The 23,874-nt window shown below is 69.3% G+C and carries 22 protein-coding genes and 1 pseudogene; 10 read left to right on the plus strand and 13 right to left on the minus strand.

Annotation, left to right across the window (positions count from 1 at the left end; translation table 11 throughout):
* Window positions 1-25 precede the first annotated feature (25 nt).
* Together VUN84_15215 and VUN84_15220 are read right to left on the minus strand one after the other, a co-directional pair.
* Window positions 26-1,660: a methyltransferase gene (locus VUN84_15215; protein ID XAS63627.1), complete on the minus strand. Its 1,635-nt coding sequence runs from the start codon at window positions 1,658-1,660 to the stop codon at window positions 26-28.
* A 30-nt stretch (window positions 1,661-1,690) separates the two neighbouring features.
* Window positions 1,691-2,258 (minus strand): annotated as a pseudogene (locus VUN84_15220) (MerR family transcriptional regulator).
* Window positions 2,259-2,545: 287 nt separating this feature from the next.
* Here VUN84_15220 and VUN84_15225 point away from each other — a divergent pair.
* The 3 genes from VUN84_15225 (at window position 2,546) to VUN84_15235 (ending at window position 4,887) form a co-directional block, all read left to right on the plus strand.
* Window positions 2,546-3,703, plus strand: coding sequence for a hypothetical protein (locus VUN84_15225; GenBank protein XAS63628.1), 1,158 nt, complete (start codon window positions 2,546-2,548; stop codon window positions 3,701-3,703).
* A 38-nt stretch (window positions 3,704-3,741) separates the two neighbouring features.
* A complete protein-coding gene (locus VUN84_15230; protein ID XAS63629.1) occupies window positions 3,742-4,230 on the plus strand; it encodes a hypothetical protein in 489 nt (162 codons plus the stop codon).
* A gap of 117 nt (window positions 4,231-4,347) precedes the next feature.
* A complete protein-coding gene (locus VUN84_15235) occupies window positions 4,348-4,887 on the plus strand; it encodes a hypothetical protein (protein XAS63630.1) in 540 nt (179 codons plus the stop codon).
* Window positions 4,888-4,951: 64 nt separating this feature from the next.
* Here VUN84_15235 and VUN84_15240 read toward each other — a convergent pair whose 3' ends face one another.
* Window positions 4,952-5,845 carry a rhodanese-related sulfurtransferase gene (locus VUN84_15240; protein ID XAS63631.1) on the minus strand — a complete coding sequence of 298 codons (894 nt, stop codon included), beginning with the start codon at window positions 5,843-5,845 and terminating at the stop codon, window positions 4,952-4,954.
* Window positions 5,846-5,988: 143 nt separating this feature from the next.
* Here VUN84_15240 and VUN84_15245 point away from each other — a divergent pair, with 143 nt between their 5' ends.
* Window positions 5,989-6,681: a GNAT family N-acetyltransferase gene (locus VUN84_15245; GenBank protein ID XAS63632.1), complete on the plus strand. Its 693-nt coding sequence runs from the start codon at window positions 5,989-5,991 to the stop codon at window positions 6,679-6,681.
* A gap of 52 nt (window positions 6,682-6,733) precedes the next feature.
* Window positions 6,734-9,121 (plus strand): DEAD/DEAH box helicase, encoded by a 2,388-nt coding sequence (locus VUN84_15250; GenBank protein ID XAS63633.1) that lies wholly within the window; start codon window positions 6,734-6,736, stop codon window positions 9,119-9,121.
* A gap of 10 nt (window positions 9,122-9,131) precedes the next feature.
* On the opposite strand, the gene VUN84_15255 is transcribed toward VUN84_15250, so the two are convergent.
* The 7 genes from VUN84_15255 to ssd all read right to left on the minus strand — a co-directional run bounded on the left by VUN84_15255 (window position 9,132) and on the right by ssd (window position 14,454).
* Entirely contained in the window at window positions 9,132-9,545 is a 414-nt protein-coding gene (locus tag VUN84_15255) for an Rv3654c family TadE-like protein (GenBank protein XAS63634.1), read from the minus strand.
* Window positions 9,542-9,928, minus strand: coding sequence for a TadE family type IV pilus minor pilin (locus VUN84_15260; protein ID XAS63635.1), 387 nt, complete (start codon window positions 9,926-9,928; stop codon window positions 9,542-9,544). Before VUN84_15260 ends, VUN84_15255 begins: the two co-directional genes overlap by 4 nt.
* A gap of 104 nt (window positions 9,929-10,032) precedes the next feature.
* Window positions 10,033-10,326 (minus strand): DUF4244 domain-containing protein, encoded by a 294-nt coding sequence (locus tag VUN84_15265; GenBank protein XAS63636.1) that lies wholly within the window; start codon window positions 10,324-10,326, stop codon window positions 10,033-10,035.
* A gap of 171 nt (window positions 10,327-10,497) precedes the next feature.
* Window positions 10,498-11,109: a type II secretion system F family protein gene (locus tag VUN84_15270; protein ID XAS63637.1), complete on the minus strand. Its 612-nt coding sequence runs from the start codon at window positions 11,107-11,109 to the stop codon at window positions 10,498-10,500.
* Window positions 11,106-11,774 (minus strand): hypothetical protein, encoded by a 669-nt coding sequence (locus VUN84_15275; protein XAS63638.1) that lies wholly within the window; start codon window positions 11,772-11,774, stop codon window positions 11,106-11,108. Before VUN84_15275 ends, VUN84_15270 begins: the two co-directional genes overlap by 4 nt.
* 170 nt (window positions 11,775-11,944) lie before the next feature.
* Complete coding sequence (locus tag VUN84_15280) at window positions 11,945-13,291, minus strand: TadA family conjugal transfer-associated ATPase (GenBank protein ID XAS63639.1); 1,347 nt, start codon at window positions 13,289-13,291, stop codon at window positions 11,945-11,947.
* A complete protein-coding gene (ssd, locus tag VUN84_15285) occupies window positions 13,291-14,454 on the minus strand; it encodes a septum site-determining protein Ssd (protein ID XAS63640.1) in 1,164 nt (387 codons plus the stop codon). The genes VUN84_15280 and ssd overlap by 1 nt, the downstream gene beginning before the upstream one ends.
* A gap of 125 nt (window positions 14,455-14,579) precedes the next feature.
* On the opposite strand from ssd, the gene VUN84_15290 reads away from it, so the two are divergent.
* Window positions 14,580-16,301, plus strand: coding sequence for a bifunctional 3'-5' exonuclease/DNA polymerase (locus VUN84_15290; GenBank protein ID XAS63641.1), 1,722 nt, complete (start codon window positions 14,580-14,582; stop codon window positions 16,299-16,301).
* A gap of 29 nt (window positions 16,302-16,330) precedes the next feature.
* Here VUN84_15290 and VUN84_15295 read toward each other — a convergent pair whose 3' ends face one another.
* From VUN84_15295 to VUN84_15305, 3 genes are read right to left on the minus strand one after another with little or no spacing between them, the layout of a single operon-like run.
* Window positions 16,331-17,029 (minus strand): CoA pyrophosphatase, encoded by a 699-nt coding sequence (locus tag VUN84_15295; GenBank protein ID XAS63642.1) that lies wholly within the window; start codon window positions 17,027-17,029, stop codon window positions 16,331-16,333.
* The gene (nth, locus tag VUN84_15300) at window positions 17,026-17,910 is read right to left on the minus strand and encodes an endonuclease III (GenBank protein XAS63643.1); all 885 of its coding nucleotides are present in this window, start codon (window positions 17,908-17,910) and stop codon (window positions 17,026-17,028) included. Before nth ends, VUN84_15295 begins: the two co-directional genes overlap by 4 nt.
* A 9-nt stretch (window positions 17,911-17,919) precedes the next feature.
* On the minus strand, window positions 17,920-19,191 hold the full coding sequence (locus VUN84_15305; protein ID XAS63644.1) for a hypothetical protein: 1,272 nt from the start codon (window positions 19,189-19,191) through the stop codon (window positions 17,920-17,922).
* 397 nt (window positions 19,192-19,588) lie between these two features.
* On the opposite strand from VUN84_15305, the gene acs reads away from it, so the two are divergent.
* The 4 genes from acs (at window position 19,589) to aroQ (ending at window position 23,872) form a co-directional block, all read left to right on the plus strand.
* Entirely contained in the window at window positions 19,589-21,619 is a 2,031-nt protein-coding gene (acs, locus tag VUN84_15310) for an acetate--CoA ligase (GenBank protein ID XAS65877.1), read from the plus strand.
* Between the two features lie 49 nt (window positions 21,620-21,668).
* Complete coding sequence (locus tag VUN84_15315) at window positions 21,669-22,910, plus strand: NAD(P)/FAD-dependent oxidoreductase (protein ID XAS63645.1); 1,242 nt, start codon at window positions 21,669-21,671, stop codon at window positions 22,908-22,910.
* Entirely contained in the window at window positions 22,910-23,293 is a 384-nt protein-coding gene (locus VUN84_15320; protein ID XAS63646.1) for an SRPBCC family protein, read from the plus strand. The genes VUN84_15315 and VUN84_15320 overlap by 1 nt, the downstream gene beginning before the upstream one ends.
* A 105-nt stretch (window positions 23,294-23,398) precedes the next feature.
* Window positions 23,399-23,872, plus strand: coding sequence for a type II 3-dehydroquinate dehydratase (gene aroQ, locus VUN84_15325; protein ID XAS63647.1), 474 nt, complete (start codon window positions 23,399-23,401; stop codon window positions 23,870-23,872).
* Window positions 23,873-23,874: the final 2 nt, after the last annotated feature.

Genomic DNA, 23,874 nt, shown 5'->3' on the forward strand with positions numbered 1-23,874 from the left:
CCCGGAGCCCCGCCAGCTGGCCGCTTCAGGCGGGCAGCAGGAAACCGTCGCGCACCAGATTCCCCACCTCGGCGAGGAGCCCGCTCCGGAAGGTCGCGGCGTCCCAGTCCTCGCCCCCGCCCAGCAACGCCTCGAGGGCACCGATGATCTGCCCGACGGACAGGTCGCCGTCGCACGCTGAGACAAAGCCGGCCAGTTCCGTGCTGAGCAGGTTGGTGCGGCGGAAACCGCCGCCTTGGCGCAGGAGAATTACACCCGGATGCTCGGCGCCGGGGCGCTGGTGCCGCTCTTCCGTGACATCCTCGGCCACCAGCAGGTGTTCGACCGCCAGATTGTGGCCGGCCAGCCAGTCGGCACGCTCCACCGCCGCACCGAGGTGCGGGCCGACCGGCTGTTCGATCGCGTAGGTGATCTGCTCAAAGCGCCCCAGCACAGGCTGCCCCGCGGCCGGCCGCCGCAGCCAGATCATTCCGAACCCGATGGCCTCGACGCCGCGGGATTCGAAATCGGCCAGATAGGCGGCGTAGGACGACTGGTAGAGCCGCCGGTCGCGGGCCTCCGAGGCGTCCTGCAGCCACGTTTCGGCGTATTGTGCCGGGCTGACCTGCTCACGCTGAATGAACCAGGCATCGGCATCCGGACTGGCCCAGCTTTGCGGGCGTTCTGCCCAGTCGGCCCCCACCGGAATCTCCCAGTTTCCCAAAAGCTGGGCCGTTCCGCCGGGGCTGAGCACGGAGGGGAGGTCCCGGACCAGTCCGGCAACGATGTCGTCGCCCGGCAGACCGCCGTCGCGGTAGGTGAACTGGCCGGCGGCGGCCTCCTCTGTGCTGCGCGGTGTGATCACAAACGGCGGGTTGGAGACCACCAGCTCAAAGTCCTCGCCTGCCACCGGATCCAGCAGCGAGCCTTGCCGCAGGCTCACCCGGGTTTCCAGGTCAGCCGGATCCAGATGCAGTTGACCGGCATTCAGCACCAGGTTGAACCGGGTAAATGCGAGTGCCCGCCGGGAGATGTCGGTAGCGGTCACGTGCTCGGCATGGTGCAGCAGGTGGAAGGTCTGGACGCCGCAGCCGGTCCCGAGATCCAGGGCACGGCCAACATGCCGGCGGGCTGTGACCTGCACCAGTGTGGTCGATGCCTGTCCGATGCCGAGCACATGGTCATGGCGCAACACGCCGGGGCGCTGGTGGGCGGCGAGGTCGCTGGCCACCCAAAGCTCCGCGCCGCCGCTTTCGTCTGAGTCGTCGCCGGGGATCCCTTCCCAGCCGTACGGCCGCAGATCCACCTTCGCCTGGACCAGGCCCTCCGCGGAGGGCTCCGCGAGGCCCAGTTTCAGCAGGCCCGCCGTGCGGATGCCGGGGAGGGCCGCGTCGAGGTCCGCGGCGGCCTGCGGTTCGGCCAGCAGCCAGAAACGGACGACGACGGCGAGCGCCGCCGTCGTTGGGTCCCCGGAGCGGGCAGCTGCGGTGACGATCAGCGCGGGAACGAGCTGGTCGCGGCTGAGTGCACCGTGCGCGGCCGGGCCCAGAAGACCAGCGACGCCGTCAACCGTGTAGCCGATGCGGCGCAGGTCCGCCGCAAGGGCGTCGAGCAGGTCCGGGAGGTCGCTGCGCGGGGCGTCGGGAGTGTTGCCGGCCGTGAAATGCGGGGAAAGAGTCACCGGACAAGTTTAGTCCGCGCAGCGCTGGGCTTAGCGCTGCTTCGCCGCCTGGATCCGAAGGGCGGCCCGGACGAACGATGCCCCGCGATCCCGCCGTAGGTGGCAGTGAAGCGGGGATCGGCAACGCACATCCCGCCAGGGCCAGTGAGGTATGCCGTGACGTCACTGCCGCCGCCGGCGCACGCGTCTTTGCCCCAGCGCCCTTCCACCTCGTCCCGGTATTGGGTGTGGTCGAAGCCGTCGAAGATTTTCTCTGCCATGATCTCTCCTCCGGCTGTCATTGCCTCAAGGGTCCGCCGGACCGGGGCGATCTGACGGGCCACCCGCTGCTGTTCCTGCTCCAGCCAGGCAAGGTGGCCGCCGAGTGCCCCGTGGGCGTCGGCTCGGAGGCCAGGACCCCGGCAAGTCCCGGGAGACCGGGGCCGAGGTCCCGCAGCAGCAGGATGCGCTGCAACCGCACGAGGGCCGCCTGGTCGTAGAATCGGTAGCCGTTCCCGCCGGTCCGGCCGGGTTTGAGCAGTCCGATGGTGTCGTAGTGGCGCAGCGTGCGGCCGGTGGTCCCGGCGACTCCGGCGATCTGTTGCACGGACCATTCCACGTCGCTGCCTCTTCCCGGTCCGGCGCAGGCTAAGTCGCGCCGCTAACCCGATGCTGGGGCTTGACGTTACGTCAAGGTCAAGGCGCCGGTGATGGCATCCCCCGCCGGACGGCGCAGCTTGTCGTAGCATGGGAGGTATGCATCTGCAGCAGCGATTTATCAGCCCTCGGCCGCTTTCCGGCCGCACGGGCTTCCTGCCGCGCACGTAATCGCAGCCGCCGGGGTCCGTCCGGTGCAGCGGCTGAGGGTGAAGTTCCCCTCCGCTCTCATACACAAAGGACCCCCTCGTGAAAAAGTATGTAACCCCCGCTGACCTGCAGGCTGCCCTGGCCATGCGTGATCTTTCCGATCCCGCGCAGGGCCCGCACGCGATGTCCCTGTTGCTGGCTGACATTACGGCGGCGCTGGATCGGCTGTGGGGCACCGGCGTCCAGACCCACCGGTCCAGTCCGCTCGTCGCGACCGCCGACAACTATGACCGGCTGGGCTATTCCCCCGACGACGTCACCAGGGACTCGCGCTATTCCCGCCACGTCAGCCCCACAGTGATGCTGCGGAGCCACACTTCAGCGGGCGTTCCTGCCTTGCTCGATTCGCTGCGCCTGGAATTGGGCCGTTACGACCGGCTGCACGCACTGCCCGGCCTGGTGTACCGGCGGGACGCGATTGACAGAACCCATGTGGGCACCCCGCATCAGGTGGATCTCTGGCGGCTGAAAGCGCGCGGCCTGCTGGGTGCCGCCGATTTGGAGCAGATGATGTCGGCCGTCGTAGAGGCGGTCCTACCGGCAGCCGTTTACCCGGATGTTCAGTGGCGTGCGAGCCCGGCGGACCACAGCTACACGGACACGGGGCGGCAGGTCGACGTGCTGGTCACCCAGCCGGACGGTACCCGGAAATGGCTGGAACTGGCCGAATGCGGCCTCGTGGCCGCCCAGGTCCTTCGCGGCTCCGGACTCGACCCGCGGCGCTGGGCGGGCCTTGCCCTGGGACTCGGGCTGGACCGTGCCGTGATGCTGCGCAAGGGCATCCGGGACATCCGGCTCCTGCGCTCGGATCACCCCGGCGTCGTGGCCCAGCTGCGGGACCTTAACCCGTATCGGCCGGTGTCGGTGATGCCGGAGGTCCGGCGCGATTTGTCCCTCGTCCTTGAATCCCCGGCGGAGGCCGACGCCGAACTGCTGGGCGACCGTGCACGGACGGTCCTCGGGCCCGATGCAGAGCTGCTGGCCGCCCTGGAAATCCGGGCGGTGACCCCCGCGTCGGGGCTGCCGGCCGCCGCCGTCGAACGGCTCCGCCTCACCCCCGGCCAGGTTAATGTCCTGTTGCGGCTGGTACTGCAGCCACTGCACCGGACCCTGACGGATGGGGAGGCCAACCTGCTGCGGGACCGCGTGTACCTCGCCCTGCACAGGGGGCCGGTGCAGGAGCTGGCTTCGGGGTAGGCGTCCCGGGGCCGGGCGCGGGACGGTAAGTTGGAAGCATGTTCCTCCCCATTCCCGGCGCCCGTCCTTCCGGGCGCACTGCTTCCGGACGCACTGCTTTGGGTGTCCGCAGGGCAGCGCTCGGCGCGGCTGCCGCCGCCGTCATCGTCCTTGCCACAGCGGCGTGCACCCCCGTCCGTTCCGTCGAGTCCACCGATGTGCAGGAGTGGAAGGCCACAGCGCTTCCCTCGGCCGCCGGGATAGTGCTGGAGGACGCGGGAAAGATCCTCAACCGCGATCCTATCGTCAAGACCGCGGGCGGAATCGGTGCGGGCAGCTACCTGCTGACCGTGAGCTGCGATGGCGGCGGCAAAGCGTTCTTCGGGGTGTCCCTGGACGGCGCCACACTGGCAGAGGCGGGTGCGGCGTGCAACGGGAGCCGCGAGACGGCGCGCATCAAAGTCCCCGCAGCCGGGGCGTTGCAGGTCAGCACCTCCAGCGTTGACGCCCCGCTGGTTTACGCCTACCAGCTCACGCCGGCCCAGTAAGCCCGATGCGCCCCCTGCCATTCGTTTCAGCGGGCCCGGGCACTGAAGCCGGAACAACCCTGCCGCAGGGACCGTCGGGCACTGGCGCGGCCACACCGGGAGGGTTAAAGTCGGGACATGCCCACCGTTCCGGCGTCAGGCGTGCCCCGGACCCGCACGGCCTGCGCCGTGGGGCTGCTCGCCGCCCTTTTGCTGGGGTCGGCCCTGGCCGGCTGCGCTTACGAATATGACGACGGGTCGTCCGGCGGAACGGCATCGGCCCCTGCTCCCGCAATGACAGATGCCGCCCTGCCGCAGGACCCCATGCTCAGCCGGCCCGTCACCGGAGCCGCACTGGACGCGTGGGCCGCACAGGCGCTTCCCGACGCCCCGGGGCAGGTGTTCCACAGCAATTACGGCACCCTCGCGGCCGCGGAGGAACACGAGGAAACCACAACGTATCTGCCCGCGGGCAGCTACGCGTTGACCCTGGCCTGCCGGAGCCCGCGGCGGGTCTCGTTCAGCATCGGCCACGACGACGTGGAACTGGTGGACCTGAACCTGCGGTGCGGGACTTCCCGGGTCAACGTCGTTTACCTGCCCGCCGACGTCGTGCTCCACATAATCGTCAGGACCAGAGCGGGCGCCAACTTCGCCTACCGGGTGAGCCGGATTTGAGCTCCCGGGGCAGTCGACCCGGCTCCTTCGGTCCCCGCAACGGTGCCGCCGGAACCCCAGGGCTTCAGGAAGCGCAGCCGTCCGGGCAGCGAAGGGTGTCCGGGCTGGCGGCACAGTCCGCGCAGTACAAGGTGAGCGTGCGGCAGGACGCGTTGGAGCAGTTCTCAAATTTGCTCGTCGGGGCAGAGCAGCGCACGCATTCGCCGATGGTTTTCGCGTCCTCGCTGAATTCCAGGTGCATACGCTTGTCGAACACGTAGAGGGAGCCTTCCCAGAGGCCCTGGTCCTTGTAGGTCTCGCCGTAGCGGACGATCCCGCCGTCGAGCTGGTACACCTCTTTGAATCCGCGGTTCACCATGAGGCTGGAGAGCACCTCGCAGCGGATGCCACCGGTGCAGTACGTGACCACTGGTTTGTCTTTGAGCGCGTCGTACTTGCCGGAGTCGAGCTCCCTGATGAAGTCGTGGGTGGTGGCCACATCCGGGACCACGGCACCCTTGAATTTGCCGATCTGGGCCTCGAAGCCGTTGCGGCCATCGAAGAAGACCACTTCCTCGCCTTCCCCCTTCCGGGCTTCGACGAGCTGGTGCAGTTCAGCGGGCAAAAGGTGCTTACCGCCGCCGACAACGCCGCCGGCATCAACCTTGAGTTCACCGGGGGCACCGAACGACACGATTTCGTCGCGGACCTTAACGCTGAGCCGCGGGAAGTCGGCAGCGCTGCCGTCGGACCACTTCACGTCGATTTCGTGGAAGCCCTTGTATTCCCGGGTGGTCTTCACGTACTGCTTGACCGCGTTCAGCTCGCCGCCGACGGTCGCATTGATGCCGTCTTTAGAAATGATGATGCGGCCGGTCAGTGCGAGTTTTTCGCAGAGCGCCCGCTGCCAGAGCCGGACGGCGTCCGGGTCCGGGAGAGGAGTAAAGCCGTAAAAGAGCACAATTCTGTTCAACGCCACCGTTTAAGGGTACCGGCTGGACACCTGGCTGGGGCCCGGTCCCGGCAGCAGGCCGGGTGCGGTCCTGTCACAATTGCGTAAGCAAGGCCTGTTGCAGGGCCCGGCCCCTGTTGCATGGGGCATGGCTGGAATACTCTCATTCCATGAGTCTCGAGGCCATGGTTGACGACACCACACATCTGCTGGAAACCTGGGTCACCGGTTGGGCGGGGTGCCGGGGATATGAAACACGCAGGGAGGGCCGGTTTCCTGCGGCCCTCCGGGCGGACACTACCCACGAGTGGGAATATTTCAGTCACGATCCCTCCGATGCGGAGTTCGCACAGCTGGCCGCCACCACCGTTGAAGTGCCTGCCCGGGTTCTGACGATCCTCACGAACGATCTCGCGAGATACAAGCTCCTGGCCCGGGAGCACGGGCTCAACGTCACGTCGGCCTCGCAGACCATGATGATCGTGGATATGGAGACCCAGGACGCGGAGGATCCCTGGCTCCCGGACGATGACCTCCGCTGGGAGCCTTCCCAGTCCGACGGCGTTCACCATGCCGTGGTCTATGCCGGGGATGAGGTGGCGGCCAGCGGGCGCGTGTTTGTGGTCGGTCACACCGCCATCTTCGACAAGATCATCACCGAGCCGGCGTACAAACGCCGGGGGCTGGGCAGCTTCATCATGCGGGCCCTCGCCGCACAGGCTTTCGAGCACGATGTCGAAACCGGACTGTTGCTGGCATCGCTCGACGGGCAAAAGTTGTATTCGCATCTCGGCTGGACGGGCGTCTGCCAGGTGCTGATGCTTTCCGCCTCGGACGAGGGTGCGGACCTGTCCGTCGGCTGACACCCGGGGATCCGGGCCCGGACGATTTGAGGCCGGGTGAAAGAATGGACGAGTGAACCCGCATGAGTCCCTGATTCCGTTGCTGGGCCGCGGCCCGGACCCGGAGCAGCTCCGTCATGTGCGGACCATCGCCGCCCGCCAGGCCGTCCATGCGCCGTGGCCGAAATGGGCCCACCCTGATCTGGTGACCGCCTACGGTTCGCTCGGCATCCACCAGCCCTACCGCCACCAGATCCAGGCAGCCGACCTCGCCCACGGCGGCGAGCACGTGGTGATCGCCACCGGCACCGCGTCCGGCAAGTCGCTCGCCTACCAGCTGCCGGCCCTGGACGCGATCCACGGGTCCGAACTGCGGGTCCTCGCTGATCCCGGCAGGATCCACGACGACGGTGCCGTCACCCTGTATCTCTCCCCCACCAAGGCCCTGGCGGCCGACCAGCTTGCCGCCATCCGGGCACTGAAAATCCGCACCGTCCGGGCTGAAACCTATGACGGCGACACCGACCCCGCGTCCCGCCGCTGGATCCGGGACCACGCGAACTTCATCCTGGCCAACCCGGACATGCTGCACTTCGGAATCCTCCCCAACCACACCTGGTGGGCACGCTTCTTCCGCCGGCTGCGCTACGTGATCATTGACGAAGCCCACAGTTACCGCGGCGTCTTCGGATCCCATGTGGCCAACCTGATGCGCCGGCTGCGCCGCATCTGCGCCTACTACAGCCCGGACGGGCCCGGGCCCGTGTTCATCGCAGCCTCGGCTACGGCGTCCGAGCCCGGGACGTCTTTCGGCCGGCTTATCGGAGCGCCGGTGCGTGCCGTGTCCGAGGATTCCTCCCCTCACGGATCCACGACAGTCGCATTCTGGGAGCCGGCCTTGACCGAGCTCCGGGGCGAGAACGGCGCCAAGGAGCGGCGCACCGCCGTGGCGGAAACCGCGGATCTGCTGGCCAATCTGGTGTCCTCGCGGGTGCGGACCATAGCGTTTATCAAGTCCCGTCGCGGCGCCGAGACCATTGCCGCCATCACTAAGCGGCTCCTCGACGAAGTCGATCCCAGCCTGCCGCAACGGGTCGCGGCCTACCGCTCGGGCTATTTGCCGGAGGAACGCCGGGCCTTGGAGAAATCGCTGCGGTCCGGCGAGCTATTGGGCGTTGCCAGTACGTCGGCTCTGGAGCTGGGCATCGATATCTCCGGACTCGACGCCGTGCTCGTGGCGGGCTGGCCGGGAACCCGGGCGTCGTTGTTCCAGCAGATCGGACGGGCCGGCCGGGCGGGGCAGGACGCCATCGCCGCTTTCGTCGCAAGCGATGACCCGCTGGACACCTACCTGGTAAACCACCCCGGGGCGATCTTCGACGTGTCCGTGGAGGCCACTGTCTTTGACCCCTCCAATCCCTATGTATTGGGTCCGCACCTGTGTGCCGCCGCCGCCGAACTCCCGATCGGGCACGCCGAACTGGACTTGTTTGGTGCCACGTCCGAGAAGCTCCTGAACCAGTTGGTGGCCCAGGGGTATTTGCGCCGGCGCCCGGCGGGGTGGTTCTGGACCCACCCGCAAAGCGCCGCAGCGATGGTGAACCTGCGGGCCGACGGCGGCGGGCCGGTGAGCATCGTAGACGCCGAAACCGGTTCCCTCCTGGGGACGATGGACTCCCCGCAGACGCACTATCAGGCCCACGCCGGGGCCGTCTACGTCCACCAGGGCGAGACCTACGTGGTGGAGGACCTGAACGAAGACGATCACTGCGTGATGGTGCGCCGCACGAATCCGGACTATTACACGACTGCCCGGGACGTGACCCAGATCGAGGTCCTCGAAACCCAGCGCACCACCCAGTGGGGTGACGTCGCCGTGCATTTCGGGGACGTGAAAGTGACAACGCAGGTGGTGTCCTTCCAGCGCAAGGCGCTGATTTCCAATGAAATCCTCGGTGAGGAACCGCTGCAGCTAGGAGCCCGGGACCTGTTCACCAAGGCGGTGTGGTTTGTGATGGACAACCGATCGCTGACCGGCGCGGGGTTGATCGAGGCGCAGTTCCCCGGCGCACTGCACGCGGCCGAACATGCCGCCATCGGACTCCTTCCGCTCGTGGCCTCCAGCGACCGCTGGGACATCGGCGGGGTGTCCACTGCCATTCACGCCGACACCGGCGTGCCCACCATCTTCGTGTATGACGGCCATCCCGGCGGCGCTGGTTTCGCCGAGCGCGGCTATGACAAGGCAAAAGTCTGGCTCGCCGCCACCCGCGACGCGATCAAGGCCTGCGAATGCGAGTCCGGCTGCCCGTCCTGCGTGCAGTCACCCAAATGCGGCAACAAGAACAATCCCCTCGACAAGGACGCCGCGGTCACACTGCTGGATGTCCTGCTTGAAGAGGCCACGGACCAGATGTCCGCCACGCAGACGGACCCCGCAGTCACAACACTGCAGGCCTAGCACCACCGGCTTACGGCGGCGGGCCTGCCCGGGCAAGCCCTGTGGCCCCGCCTATGGGGGTGCGGACCTCGAGTTCGGTGCGGACCTGCACCGTACTCCCGGTGCCCTGCGAGCAGCTGAGGATTTTTGCGCCGTTCCGGCGGGCAATGTCCGCGGCGACGACGCAGGGTTCTCCCGGAACAAGGCCCCGGGCAGCATCCGCGCCTCCCAGCGCCGCAAGATCGGCGGCGGCGGCGGCCCGCGACGCCATCGCGGCCGACTGGGCCAGCAGCATGACGAGCACGGTGGCGAGGACGACCAGCAGCCCCAGCCCCAGCGCCAAAACGGTGCCCGCACCGCGCTCCCGGTACGCGCGGGCTGCCGTGGGCTCCGGCTCCAGCGGATGCCCGGACCGCGGCGTCCCGGAGGTACCCGGCCGGTTCATGCGGCCAGGTTTTGCATCAGCTGGAGGCTCTGCGTCCGGGGACTCCGGACCGCGGCCACCGGCCCTGACGTTTCACCCCGGGTCCAGGCGCGGGCGGTGAGGTTCCAGGGAAGAAGTGAGCCAACGGCCCCTGGAACCTTGCCCGAGACGGTGACGCTGAGCCACTGCCCGTCGGACGCCACGGCCGAGGAGGCCGAGGCGCCAGCGAGCCGGCGGACGATCCCTTCCACGGCAGCGGCGTCCTCGCCGCGCGCCAGGGCGCGGGCACCGGCCCTGGCTGCTTCCTCGAGCCGCAGTTGGGTCACCCCGGCCGCCGAGCCCGCGAGCAACAGGGCGAGCAGGAGCACCACGGCAGGGAGCGCGACGGCGAATTCGGCTGTCACAGCGCCGCGGCATGGGGTCCCTGGGCCGCGCTGCTCCCGCGCGGCTGCCGACGGGCTCGCGGAAGCCGCTGCCCGGGGTGCCCGCCGAACCGGCCAACGGCCTGTCATGGCAGCGCGAGCGCCGTGCGGATAAGGTTCAGCAGGAACCCGCGGACCTCATCGCTGCGCATAATGAACACGAGGATGCCGGCAAAGCCCACGGCGGCGAGCGTGGCGATGGCATATTCGGCTGTCGCCATGCCAGTTTCAGCGCCCAGCAGCTCCCGCAGCCTTCGTGCGCGGCGCGGGACCGGCCCGCTGGACCCCGGGTAGATTTCACGGATCTCGGCGCTGTCCTGCGGCGCCCGGCTCTGCTGGGCGTTCCCTGCGCCGTCGCGCGCCGTGGAATGGGTGGACATGGTGGCTTTCCTTTCGTAGATTCCGGCGGAGTTGCCGGCTGTTCTTAGACTCTTCCGGCCCGAAGACCGGCCTGGTAGCAACTCCCAAGGCCAAGTGGAAAACCCGGCCATCAGCCCCGGCTGTGGAGGACAACTGACGCGCCCGCCGCCGGGGACCTGCTTGGCGCCAATTCAGCCCGGCAGCATGGCAAGCAGCACCGGGATGACGCCCAGGCAGATGAAGGCCGGCAGCGAACACAACCCCAGGGGCACGACGAGTCTCACGCCAAGGGCTGCGGCCTTTTTCTCTGCTGCCCGGAACTGCTCACGGCGCAGGCGCGCCGCTTGGGCATAGAGGATGGCGGCGGACGGCGCGCCGGTAAGGGCGGCAAACCCTAGCGCCTCGCGCAGGGCGAGGAGCCGGGGCGACCGGACGGCCGAACTGCGCCAGGCGGTGTCCCAGTCGGCGCCAATCGCGAGCGCCGAGACCACCGGGCGCAACGGTGACCGGAGGTCCGGGGTCGCCAGCTCAGCCACCAGCGCCAGCGCCCGGTCCAGTCCCGACCCGGCCTCCAGCATCGCGCCGATCAGTTCCAGCATCATCGCCGTGTCATCGAGCCCGGGGCCCCGGGATCGGCCCGGTGGCTGGAAACCGTCATGCGAGCCAGCCGGCCCCTCAACCGTGGGGGTACTCCGGGTCTGGCGTCGAAGCCGCCGCCTGGCCGCACCGGCGCCGGATCGCGCCGTCACTGCCGCGGCCACGAGGATCGCCAGCACCATCAGGCCCGCGGCGTCGGCTGTCACGGCCGGGCGGCTTCAGCTGCCCGGACGAGCCGTGCCGACCAGATCCGGCCGGCCATGGTAAGCGCCAAACCCGCGGTGAGCGCCGCCGCTCCCCACGGGCTTCCCAGCAGAAGATGGACGGGGTCCACACCCAACACCAGACCCAGGCCGAGGCCGAGGAACGGCAGCCCGGTCAGCAGCCGCACGGTCGCACGGGGCCCGGCCAACGCCGTTTGCCGGGCAGCCGCGGCGTCGTCCTCCGCTTCCAGCTGGGCGGCAAACCGCGTCAACAGTTCTGCCAGCGGGGAACCCGTTGCCTCGGCCACGTCAAAGCACGCGGCGAGCTGGAACCAGACCCGCAGCTCCAACCTCTCCCCGGCCGCCCGGTTCCACCGAAGTATTCCGGTGCCGGCTGGCCCGGAGGGGGCTGCTCCGGCGAGGCGGATGGCCGCGCCAACGGACAACCCCTGAACGGCTGCACCCCGGGCTGCTGCAAGCAAGCGCAGAGAGCCCGGGGCCAGCACCGGCGCCCGCTGCCCAGGCGTCTGCCAAGGCTGAACCGGGGCCTCCCGGGACAAGGATGCGGACGGTCCGCCCGCATGCAGGAGCCACAGCTCGCCCCACAACCGCGCGGGCGTGCGGCCGCCCTTGAGCAGGGCCGCCATCTGCTGCACGAACAGGGTCATCGAAACTGCCGGAGGAATCCGTCCAGGCCACTTTCCTCTGCTGCGGGCCGGTGACGAGCCTGCGGCACCTGGCGGGCCGGCAAACGCCGCACGCATCCTGCGGCGAGGATCCCCGGGCGCCGAAAGCGCGAGGACCGCCGCGAAAACCAGAATGCCCAGGAGCGCCCCGGTCATCCCGGGTCCCCGTCCGGGCCTGGGTGGACTGCATCTTCCCGCGGCAGGGCGGATCCCCCGGCGCGGATTCCGGCGGGGCCGGCGGGGCCGTCGGGGCCGTCGGGGTCGAGTCCTAGACGGGCCGCCAGCTGCGGCCAGGCCGGCCCGCAGCGGATGGTGCCTTCGGAAACGTCCACGGCGGAGCCGACCACCAGACCCGCCACGGTGTCGTCCAGCACCCCCAGGCACGCCACGCTCCTCCCGGCCTTCGTGCGGTCCACATGGACCACGGCGTCAAGGGCGCTGGCTGCCTGGAGGCGCACCGCATCTTGCGACATCCCCGCCAGCGCCCCCAACGCGGTCAGCCGGGCGGGAACATCCGCGGCGGTGTTGGCGTGGATGGTTCCGCCTCCTCCTCGATGGCCGGTATTCATGGCGGCCAGCAATTCGCGGACCTCGGCACCCCGGCACTCCCCGACCACCAAACGGTCCGGCCGCATCCGCAGTGACTGCCGCACGAGTTCACCCAGATCCACCACGCCGCCGCCTTCGAGGTTGCCGTGCCGCGCCTCCAGCGACACAACGTGCGGGTGCAGCGGATTAAGCTCCGAGGCGTCCTCAATCAAGACCAGCCGCTCCCCCGGCGGGCAGAGACCGAGGAGTGTGGCAAGCAGCGTGGTCTTGCCGGACCCGGTGGCACCGCTGATCAGGAAACTCAGCCGGCGCGCCACCATGCGTTCCAGCACGGTCTGCATGAACGACCCGAACATTCCGTTCCGCCGCAGTTCATCCATGGAGAAGACCCGGTCACGCCGGATTCTGATGCTCAGGAGTGTCCCCTCCGTGGAGATCGGTGGCAGGACGGCGTGGACCCGGTAACCGCCGTCTAGCCGGACGTCAACGCACGGGGAACCGTCGTCCAGGCGCCGCCCGCCCGCAGACACGAGCCGGGCCGCGAGCGCCCGGACCTGCGGCTCGCCGGAGAACTCAACCGCGGCCCGTTCGAGCCCGCTGCCGCGGTCCAGCCAGACCGAACCCGGGCCGTTGACAAAGATGTCGGTGACGGCCGGGTCCCGGACCAGCATCTGCAGGGGTCCGAGGCCGTTGAGTTCGGCGCTGATCCCCTCGGCGGCGGCGAGCGCGCCGGCAGTCCCCAGCAGCCGCCCGCTCGCTTGCACGGCCGCCGCCACGCGCGACGGCGTCACCGGCCCGGCGTCGGACATCACCGATTCGCGGACAGACTCCAGCAACAGTGCATCGACGGAGGCGCGGCTCCCGTGCCGGTAGCGCGCCGCACCCGCGCTGCCGGCCGCGTCCGGGCCGCGGCCGGCATCCGCCGGGCCGGGCGCGGAATGGGCGCTCATCAAGTTGCCCCGGCGCCGAAGTCGAGGACGATGCCGGCGAATAGCCGAACCTTGCGCTGCCGTCCGGTGTCCAGCAGCCGGCCGCGTTCGGTGGCGCCGGGCGCCTGCCGGACATCCGGCAGAACTCCGGCCAGGGGCAGTCCGACTGATTCGGCAATCAACTCAGCATCGAGGGCAGCGCCGGGGCTGCTGCGCACCACAAGCACCGTTTCGACCCCGGGCAGGTCTTCCAAAAGCCGGGCCGCGGCCACTGCCGCCCGCAGGAGCGCGGGCACCATGACGATGATCCGGTCACAGTCCCAGGCAAACGTGCGCAGCGCTTCCCGGCACCGGCCAAGATCCATGACCACAAGCTCGAAACCGCGCCGGGCAGCATCCAGCACCCCCGCCACGACGGCGCGGTCCACCCCGGCCTGCCGGTCCTTGTTCCCTGGCCAGGACAAGAACGGGAACCCGCCGGCAACCGGCAGGGAATCAGCAAGCTGGCGCGGATCGATCGTGCCCCGGGCGTCGGCCAAATCCGGCCATCGCAGTCCCGGTGTCTCCTCGGCATCAATCGAGAGCTCCAGGCCCCCGCCCCGGGGGTCGCCGTCCACGAGCAGGACACTGACGCCCCGCCGTGCGGCGGCATGCGCGACCCACACTGCTGCGGTGCTGGCCCCTGCGCCACCGCAACCCCCGACGAACCCGAGGACGAATCCTCCCGGTTCGGGCCTGCGGGAGCGGCTGAGGTACTCGGCCAGCCAGGACGCGCCCTCCGGGAGCACGGCGACGCGCTCGGCGCCAACGGCGGCCGCCAGCTGCCACAGGCCGTCGCCGTCCCCGTTCAGGCCAACGAGCACGGCCGGCGCCCGTCCCCGCGGCGGCAGTTCACGGATGTCGCTGCCGAGCAGGACCTCCGCCGCGGAGTTCCAGAAAGGTGCCGCCGCCCTGATATCACCCACGGTACGCAGCTGGCTTCCGGTGGCCGCCACGACGCGTTCGACCTCATTGCGGAGCACCTCAAGTCCCGTCACCAGCAACGTCTCGGCGAACTCCGCCGGCAACCACGCCGCGTCACCCGGCGCCGTTCCCGCAGCGCCATCGCCCGGTCCAACGCCTCCCCCGGGCGAGGAGCCAGCGCGACGGCCAGCACCGGCACTCGGTAACTGATGTCTGCTCATGCGGCCACTCTTCCCGTCCCGCGGCCCCGCCGTAACCCGGGGCCGCAGCTATGTGGACAAGCACGCCGCCATGACGGCTGGAGAAGTGGACGTGGAGCCCGGTCCCGCAGGGCAGAATTGTCCCTATGTACTTGCTGCTCGCCGCCCACTCTGACGGCGCAGTCCTCCAGGAGCTCACCGTGGACGGCTCCCCGGACCCGGCCGCCCCGGACCCGCGGATCGTAACCGCCGCCGGGCTGACCGGCGTCGTGCGGGAACTCGAACGGCGACGGCCGCGCTGGATCTGGCACCGAACCCAGGACTGGTATCCGGCGCTGCTGGCTGCCGGGGTGGAATTGGAACGCTGTTACGACCTCACGTTGTGCGGCGCGATTTTGGCGCATTCGGAGTTCACCGCCCACACCGCCTACGCGCAGAACGCGGAGAAACTGACCCAGGCTGATGAGCTGCAGCCGCCGCGGGCATTGCAGCCGCCTCCTCCGCCGGCTGACCAGGGCGCTTTGTTCGATGATCCCGGGCTGGGCAGGGCGCCCCGCCACAGTGCCGAGGAGCTCCGGACCGAGTTCGGCGCCCAGCAGGATGCGCTCGCCCACGTGGGTGATGGTGGCGCCGGACAGCCCGGTAACAACCGGAAACAGCGCCTCCAGTTGCTGCTCGCGGCCGAGTCGGCCGGGGCCATGATCGCGGCTGAAATGCAGCACACCGGCGTGCCGTGGCGCGAGGAGCTGCACGAGCAGATCCTTGCGGATTACCTCGGCCCCCGGCCTCCACTGGGCCACCGTCCGGCCAAGCTGGAGGCCCTCACCGCTGAACTGCGGCGGCTGCTGAATTCCCCCGGCCTGAATCCGGACTCCCCGCAGGAGCTCATGCGGGCCCTGCACCGGAACGGCATCGAGGTGAAGTCCACCCGGCAGTGGGAGCTGAAAGAATCCAGCCACCCCGCGATCGAGCCGCTGCTAGCGTTCAAGAAGCTTTCGCGGCTGCATGCCGCCAATGGCTGGGGCTGGCTGGATGCCTGGGTGAAAACCGGCCGGTTCCGGCCCGAGTACGTAGTGGGTGGGGTGGTCTCGGGCCGCTGGGCCTCGCGCGGCGGCGGCGCGCTGCAGATTCCCCGGCAGATCCGGGGCGCCGTTCACGCCGATCCCGGCCATAAACTGATCGTCGCGGACGCCTCCCAGCTCGAACCCCGGGTACTCGTGGCGCTGGCACAGGACGCCAGGATGGCCGAGGCTGCGCGCGACAAGGACCTGTACGCCGGCATCGCCGCGCAGGGGTTTGGCGGTGACCGCGCCAAGGCCAAGGTAGCTCTGCTCGGGGCGATTTACGGAGCCACCACCGGCGATTCGGGGCGCCTGATGCCACAGCTGACGCGCACTTACCCGCGGGCCGTGGGCTTCGTGGAGCAGGCAGCCCGCGAGGGCGAAGCCGGCCGGACAGTCACGTCACGGCTCGGCCGCAGCAGCCCGCCGCCATCGGAACGCTGGCTGCAAAGCCAGCAGTCCGCCAGTGCCGAGGAACAGCGCCGGGCCGATTCGATCGCCCGCTCGCGGGGCCGTTTCACCCGCAACTTCGTGGTCCAGGGTTCCGCCGCGGACTGGGCGGCCTGCTGGCTGGCGGAACTCCGACGCCGGCTCCGTGGCATGCGTGCCGGCGGCGGACCCGCCGGGGAACTGGTGTTCTTCCTGCATGATGAAGTTATGATCCACTGCCCTGAGGCCGCGGTGGCCGACTGCATTCGGGCCGTCGAAGAAGCGGCAAACGTGGCCAAGGAATTGCTGTTTGGAAAAATTCCGGTTGAGTTTCCGGTCAGCGTCGCCGTCGTGGACTCCTACGACAACGCCAAGTAACCGGGCGGGACCGCCCGGCGGATCCGGGCTCAGCCGGGCAGCCTGCTCCAGGCATCGACGCTCAGCAAACTCGACCGGTCCCACGGAACCGCCCACCCCAGCTGATCGAACAGCTGGTTGAGGATCATTCCCGTGAAGCCCCAAACCACCACGTCATTGACCGTAAACGCCGGACTCAGGAACGTCTGGCCCGCGCGGGTCACGGTGGCCATCACCCGGTTGTCCGGGTCCAGCAGATCCCGGACCGGCACCCGGAAAACCTGCGCGGACTCGCCATAGTCCACCACCCGCACGGGCGACTGGGACGCCCACCAGCCCAGGACCGGGGTCACCAGGAAGTTCCCCCGGGGAAGGGCCAGTTCCGGCATGACGCCGAGGACTTCGACGCCGGCCGGGTCCAGCCCGGTTTCCTCCTCGGCCTCACGCAGCGCGGCCTCAATGACGGATTCGCCCGGGTCGATGCCGCCGCCGGGAAAAGCGACCTGCCCCGGGTGGTCATCCAGGGTCTGGGCACGCTGTAGCAGCAGAACATCCAGGTCGGCCGGGGCGAGCTGTTTGACGGACGTCGCCGGAACGTCATCCAGCGAGCCGAAGAGCATCAGCACAGCCGCGCGGCGGACCCGTTCACCGGGTTCTACGGCGAGTTTTTGCCAGCGCGGATCCGGCGGCGGGGCCGTTCCTGCCTCCACCGCGGATACCAGGTCGATGAGGTCCTGCCGGGCGGTCACAGCGGCTTCCTCTGGGATTCCATCCGGATTTCCGCAGCACGGTGGGTCTCGGCGAGCAGCTTGGACAGCAGCTCCTCCTGCCCCGGTGCGAGTTCGTATTTCAGCAGCGTCCTGGCCTTTTCCGGGTCCGTCTCGCCCATCCCGTAGCTTGGGCACCAATTGGCGACGGCGCAGGCCCCGCAGGCGGGTTTGCGGGAGTGGCACACGCGCCGGCCGTGGAACACCACGCGGTGCGAGAGCATGGTCCAATCGCGGCGCTCGAACAGGTCCGCGACGTCGAACTCGATCCGCACCGGGTCTTCGGAGGCGGTCCAGCCGAACCGGCGGGCGAGCCGGCCGAAGTGGGTATCCACCGTGATCCCGGGAACCCCGAATGCGTTGCCCAAGACCACGTTGGCGGTCTTCCGCCCGACGCCGGGCAACATCACCAGGTCCTCGAGCCGGCCGGGCACCACGCCGTCGTACTCATCCACGAGGCGGGTGCACAGCGCCAGGAGGTTCCGGGATTTGGCCCGGAAGAACCCTGTGGGTTTGATGATGGATTCCAGCTCAGCCGCGTCCGCCTCAGCCATGCTCCGCGCGTCCGGGAACCGGGAAAACAACGACGGCGTGATCTGATTGACGGTCACATCTGTGGTTTGCGCCGACAGCACTGTCGCCACCACCAGCTCGAATGGGTTGCGGAAGTCCAGCTCGGCATGGGCGTAGGGGTACTGCTCCCCGAGTGCCCGGTTGATCCGGCGGGCACGGCGCTTTAGTGCCAGCAGGGACTCGGCCGCCGGCCCGCGGCCGCTGCCATCGGGGCCGGCAGCTTTCGTGCCGGCGGTCTTGGCGCCGGGCACGGCACTGTCCGGGCCCGGAGTGCTGGACTCGGTGGCCATTGCTACCGGTTAGCCGCGTTCGATGTTGCTGAGGTCGCGGAGCACGCCAACCCGGCCGTCGGTGTGCTGGACCAGGAATTCGTGCCCCCGGTCCTCCAAGGCGAGCACCCACCCGCCGGGTTCGACCACGAAGGCCGGCGTTCCGGTGCGTTCGTCCATGGCCGGGCGGGGCTGGGCGACAGCGAACCAGAAGGCCTCATGGGCGGGCTGTCCGGCAACGTCCCCGGGACGGCTTGCCGGATCGACGGTCGCACCGATCGGCTCCTCCTGGCGGACCTGGGGATTCACCGTGGTGGGGGCGCTGGCGGACGCTGCCGGCACAACCGAGGCGCGGGTTTCCTCGGCGGCGCGGTCCCGGGCATCCGGGTCTTTCCCGCCCATGGCGGCGTTCGCGGCAGGCGTCACGACGGCGGCCGTGGTCCCCTCGCCGGAGGCTGGCGTCTGCGGCGCGGACGCGCCCGGCACGGCGCCGGACGTCCGGGGCTCCGTGGAGCTCACCACCGGCGCGGGGGCGGGTGCCTGGGCTGTCGATCCGTGAGCCGGCGGCGCCGCGGCTGCCCCGGCGGCGCCCGTCCCGGTTCCGGCATTGGACGCGCCGCCGGACGTCATCCGCTTGGCCCAGCCGGCGACGGCGTTCGGGCCGGCCGCTTTGGGCCGCGTTCCGTCCGCGGCTTGCGCCGGCGCCTTGGGGGCCCGGGGTTTGCGGACGGGGACCGCTGATTCGCGGGCCACAACGTGGGCCGGCACTTCGGCGCGGCCCAGGAAATCTCGCGCGAACACGGGAATGAAACGGCCAAGCACGGTGGCCGCGAACAGCCCGAGGGCGCCGATCAGGCCAAGCAGCATGCTGGAAACATACGCACCTGCGACGGCGAGGAAGAAGAACCCGACAGCAAAAGATGACACCACGGAACCAAACTGGTCCACCGACAGGGAGCCGATCCGGATCCGCGTTCCCGGGCTGACGCGGCGGGCCACGAACAGGGCCACCACGATCACCGGCAGCAGGATCCCCAGGCCCAGGAAAAACAGGCTTCCCAAATTCCACAGGTTGTAGCCGACGCCGAACATCGGGATCAGCGAGGCGACGAAAAGAATCAGCGTGGAACCGAAAACAGTGACGTCGCGGATGGTGAACGGCCCAAAGATGGCCTCGTTCTTCCTGCCGGCTGCCTTGTCCACCGTGGAGCGGGGCGCTTCCCCGGAGCTGGCGGACCGGTCCGCGCTGCCGTCTTGGCCTGGGGTGGCCGGCTTCAGCTGGCCGTTGGTTTGCTCGTTCATTCGGTTCTCCTTAGCATGGCGGCACTCTGGACAGCGCCGTCTAACGGCAGGCCGAGCAGGGACCATGAGCAGCCCCGTCGCCTCCATCGGATGTCACAACTTCATCTCAGCCTAGTCAAGTGGGTGGCCGATCACTAGCTGACAAGCCGGGCGCACGGGGGCGGAAGTACGCCCCTGCGGAGGTCATCCGCCGCCATTCGGCGCTTAACAAACACCGCTCACGGCCCACCATGTGACCCCGCACACGCCGGCAACCGTTCAAGCGTTAGTGTGTATTTCGGAACAGCTCTTGCGGGACGCCCGCGATCAGCCCATGCCCGATGCCGCGCAAGCGGCTCGGCTGTGCGGCGGTCCGGGGATGCCGCACAGCAAGGATCGATGAATGATGAGGTTCACCATGTCCCAGCAGACCCCCGGATCCACGACCACGCAGGCGCCCAACGGCGACGCCTTCGAAAACCTGTCGCAGGAGAACCGAAAATTCGCCCCCTCCCCCGAGTTCGCCGCGAACGCGGTGGTCACGGCCGCGGACTACGCCGAGGCCGACGCCGACCGGCCCGCGTTCTGGGCGAAGCAGGCCCACGAGCTGCTGACCTGGAGCAAGGACTTCAGCCAGGCCCTGGATTGGTCCAACCCTCCGTTTGCGAAGTGGTTTGTCGGAGGCGAAGTCAACGCCGCGTACAACGCCCTGGACCGCCACGTCGAAGCCGGCCTCGGGGACCGGGTCGCGATTTACTTCGAGGGCGAACCCGGCGACACCCGCACCTACACCTACGCCCAGCTCACCGACGAGGTCAAGCAGGCCGCCAACGCCTTCGAGTCCCTCGGCGTCGCCAAGGGCGACCGGGTCGCGGTGTACCTGCCTATGATTCCCGAGGCCGTCATCACGCTGCTGGCGTGCGCCCGGATCGGCGCCATCCATTCCGTGGTTTTCGGTGGTTTCTCCGCCGAGGCGCTCCGTTCGCGGATAGATGACGCCGAGGCCAAGCTCGTCGTCACCGCGGACGGTACCTACCGCCGCGGCAAGCCCAGCGCACTCAAGCCCGCCGTCGACGAGGCCCTTGCCCACGAGGGAGACGGTGACGGCCACACCGTGCAGAACGTCATCGTCGTCAAGCGCAACGGCCAGGACGTGGACTGGCATGACGGCCGGGACCACTGGTGGGACGACACCGTCGGGGCCGCCTCCACCGAGCACACCGCGGTGGGCCACGACGCCGAACACCCGCTCTTCATCCTCTACACCTCCGGCACCACGGGTAAACCCAAGGGCATCCTGCACACCACCGGCGGCTACCTCACCCAGGTCGCCTACACGCACAAGGCCGTCTTCGACCTCAAGCCCGATACCGACGTCTACTGGTGCACGGCCGACGTCGGCTGGATCACCGGGCACTCCTACGTCGCGTACGCGCCGCTCCTCAACGGCGCCACCCAGGTCATCTACGAGGGCACGCCGGACTCCCCGCACCAGGGCCGCTGGTGGGAGATCGTGGAGAAGTACCGGGTGTCCATTCTCTACACGGCTCCCACCGCCATCCGGACGTTCATGAAGTGGGGCAAGGAAATTCCGGCGAAATCGGACCTTTCCTCGATCCGGGTCCTGGGCTCCGTTGGCGAACCCATCAACCCCGAGGCGTGGATGTGGTACCGCGAGGTCATTGGCGGCAACGCCGGCAAGAACGGCGAACGGAAGGAAACACCGGCCCCGATCGTGGACACCTGGTGGCAGACCGAAACGGGCGCGCAGATGATTGCCCCGCTGCCCGGGGTCACGGCCACCAAGCCCGGCTCCGCCCAGGTACCCCTGCCGGGCATCGCCGTGGACGTCGTGGATGAGGCCGGCGAGTCCGTGCCCAACGGTTCCGGCGGCTACCTCGTGATCCGCGAGCCCTGGCCGGCCATGCTGCGCGGCATCTGGGGTGACCCGGAACGCTTCAAGGAAACCTACTGGTCGCGTTTTGAGACCATGTACTTTGCCGGCGACGGCGCCAAGAAGGACGAGGACGGCGACATCTGGCTGCTCGGCCGGGTGGATGACGTGATGAACATTTCCGGCCACCGGCTCTCCACCGCGGAGATCGAGTCGGCGCTGGTCAGCCACCCGGCTGTGGCGGAGGCCGCCGTCGTCGGCGCAGCGGACGAGACGACCGGGCAGTCGGTGGTGGCCTTCGTCATCCTGCGCGGGGACGCTGTGGACACCGGGGACGCGATCGTGCAGGAACTGCGGAACCACGTCAGCAAGGAGATCGGGCCGATCGCGAAGCCCAAGACCATCTTGGTGGTGCCCGAACTGCCCAAGACCCGCTCCGGCAAAATCATGCGCCGCCTGCTTAAGGACGTTGCGGAAGGACGCGAGGTGGGCGACGCCACCACCCTGGCCGACAACACGGTGATGGCCCAGATCGCGCACTCGCTGCGAAAGTGAGCGGCCCGGTCCACGCGGTGCGGACTGTCCGGCCCGGGCCGGGGCGGACATGACGGAGTCGTGTGACGTGCTGGTGCTCGGCGCCGGCCTCGCCGGCCTGCAGTGTGCCCGCGAGCTGCAGGCCGCCGGCCGCGATGTGCTGGTCTGGGAAGCCTCCGATGACGTCGGAGGCAGAATGCGCACGGACCGGGTCGACGGCTTCCTCGTGGACCGCGGCTTCCAGGTGCTGAATCCTGCCTACCCGGCGGTCCGCCAGTGGGTGGACGTCGAGGCATTGGCGCTGCAGGCTTTCGGTGCCGGCATCCGGGTCCGAGGCCAGGATTCGCTGGCCGTGCTGGCCCATCCGCTGCGCGAACCGCGCATGATCCTGCCGACCCTGCGCAGCGGAATGCTGACCCCCCGAGCCGTGGCGGGGTTGCTGCGGTGGGCGGGCCCGGCCTTAGCCAGCTCACGCCGGAAGCCCGGCCACGATGTGTCATTGCGAAAGGCCCTGGACCGGGCCGGCTGCTCGGGCGGACTCCGCCGGGCAGTGGACCAGTTCCTTGCCGGTGTCCTGCTGGAAGATGAGGGCAGCACCTCAAACGATTTTGCGCTGCAGTTGGTGCGGGTCTTCGCGACCGGGGTGCCGGGATTGCCGCGCGACGGCATGCAGGCCCTCCCCCGGCAGTTGGCGGGCAGCCTGCACACCCCGGTCCAAACCTCTACCCGCGCGGTCTCGATGACCGCGGACGGGGCGGGGGTCCGGGTCACCGCAACGGACACCGTGGTCCGGGCCCGCCACGTGGTGCTCGCCGCGGACCCGCGCGGGGCCGCCGAATTGCAGGGGGAGGACGTTCCGGCCATGAAAGGGGTGCTGACGCACTGGTTCGCGGCGGATGCCGCACCGAGCGATGCCGACATGATCTGTGTGGACGGGCGCAGCGTTCCTGGCGGCCCGCTCGTCAACGCCGCTGTCATTTCCAACGCCGCACCGAGCTACGCTCCCGCCGGACGGCACCTGATCCAGACGTCAGCGCTGTTCGGCCGGGGCCGGGCGGTTCCGTCCGAAGATGACGTCCGCCGCCACGCCGGGGAAATTTTCGGGTCTTCCCCGGCAGGCTGGGAGCTGGTGGCGCGGCACGAGATTCCGCACGCCCTGCCCCTGCAGCCGCCACCATTGCGGTCCCGCGGGCCGGTGGACGGCCGCTCCGGACTGGTGATCTGCGGCGACTACCGGGACACGGCCTCCATCCAGGGCGCCCTGGCCAGCGGCCACCGCGCCGCGTTGTCTGTTCTCGGCCGGCCGCGGTGATGTGGTCCGTGTCGCGCCGGGTCCCCGCGTCCGCAGAGGACGTGTGGGCGCTGCTCACCGACACCGGGCGGTGGGCCGCCTGGGGGCCGTCCGTCACCGGTGTGGAGTCCGCCCCGGCCGGCACGGCGCCGGCTCCCCTCGGGCTCGGCAGCCGCGGAAAGGTCCGCACTATCCTGGGGGTGGCGCTGCCCTACACCGTTACGGCGTTTGCGCCCGGACGCTCCTGGTCATGGCGGGTGGCGGGAATTCCGGCGACCGGGCACCGCGTCGTCCCGCAGGACCGCGGCTGCCTCGTCACGTTCACTGTGCCCTGGTGGGCGGCGGTGTACCTGCCGGTCTGCGCCGCGGCGTTGCGCCGGATTGAGCGGCTCGCAGCGCCCTAACGGCTTTCCTGCTTGCCGGACGTTCTGCGCTGGACGCTGCCCAAGGGGACACTTTCCCGTCAACACACCCCGCCTGTGCCGGCCCAACGCGATACATTGGCAGGCATGAGCGAAGCCCCCTCCGACGGCGCCGGCCGCGGCATGATCCTGGTCCTTAACGGGCCCAACCTGAACCTGCTCGGAACCCGCGAACCCGAGAAGTACGGCACGGCGACCCTTGCCGACGTCGAACAACTCGCCCGGGACGCCGCCGCGGCCCATGGCCTCGACGTCGAGTGCTTTCAGTCGAACCACGAGGGTGGACTCGTGGACGCCATCCACGCAGCCCGCGGCAAGGCCATCGGCATCGTCATCAACGCCGGCGCCTACACCCACACCTCGGTGGCCATCCGCGACGCCATTTCCGCGGTGCAACTGCCCGCCGTCGAGGTCCACCTCACGAACGTCCACGCCCGCGAGGAGTTCCGGCACCATTCCTACCTCTCGGCCGTCAGCAAGGCAGTGATCGCGGGGGCCGGCATCCTGGGCTACCGGTTCGCCGTCGAGTACCTCGCCGGGCTGCGGGCCGGCCGGGACTGAGC

This window comes from Micrococcaceae bacterium Sec5.8 (assembly GCA_039636775.1).
Lineage (GTDB): Bacteria > Actinomycetota > Actinomycetes > Actinomycetales > Micrococcaceae > Arthrobacter.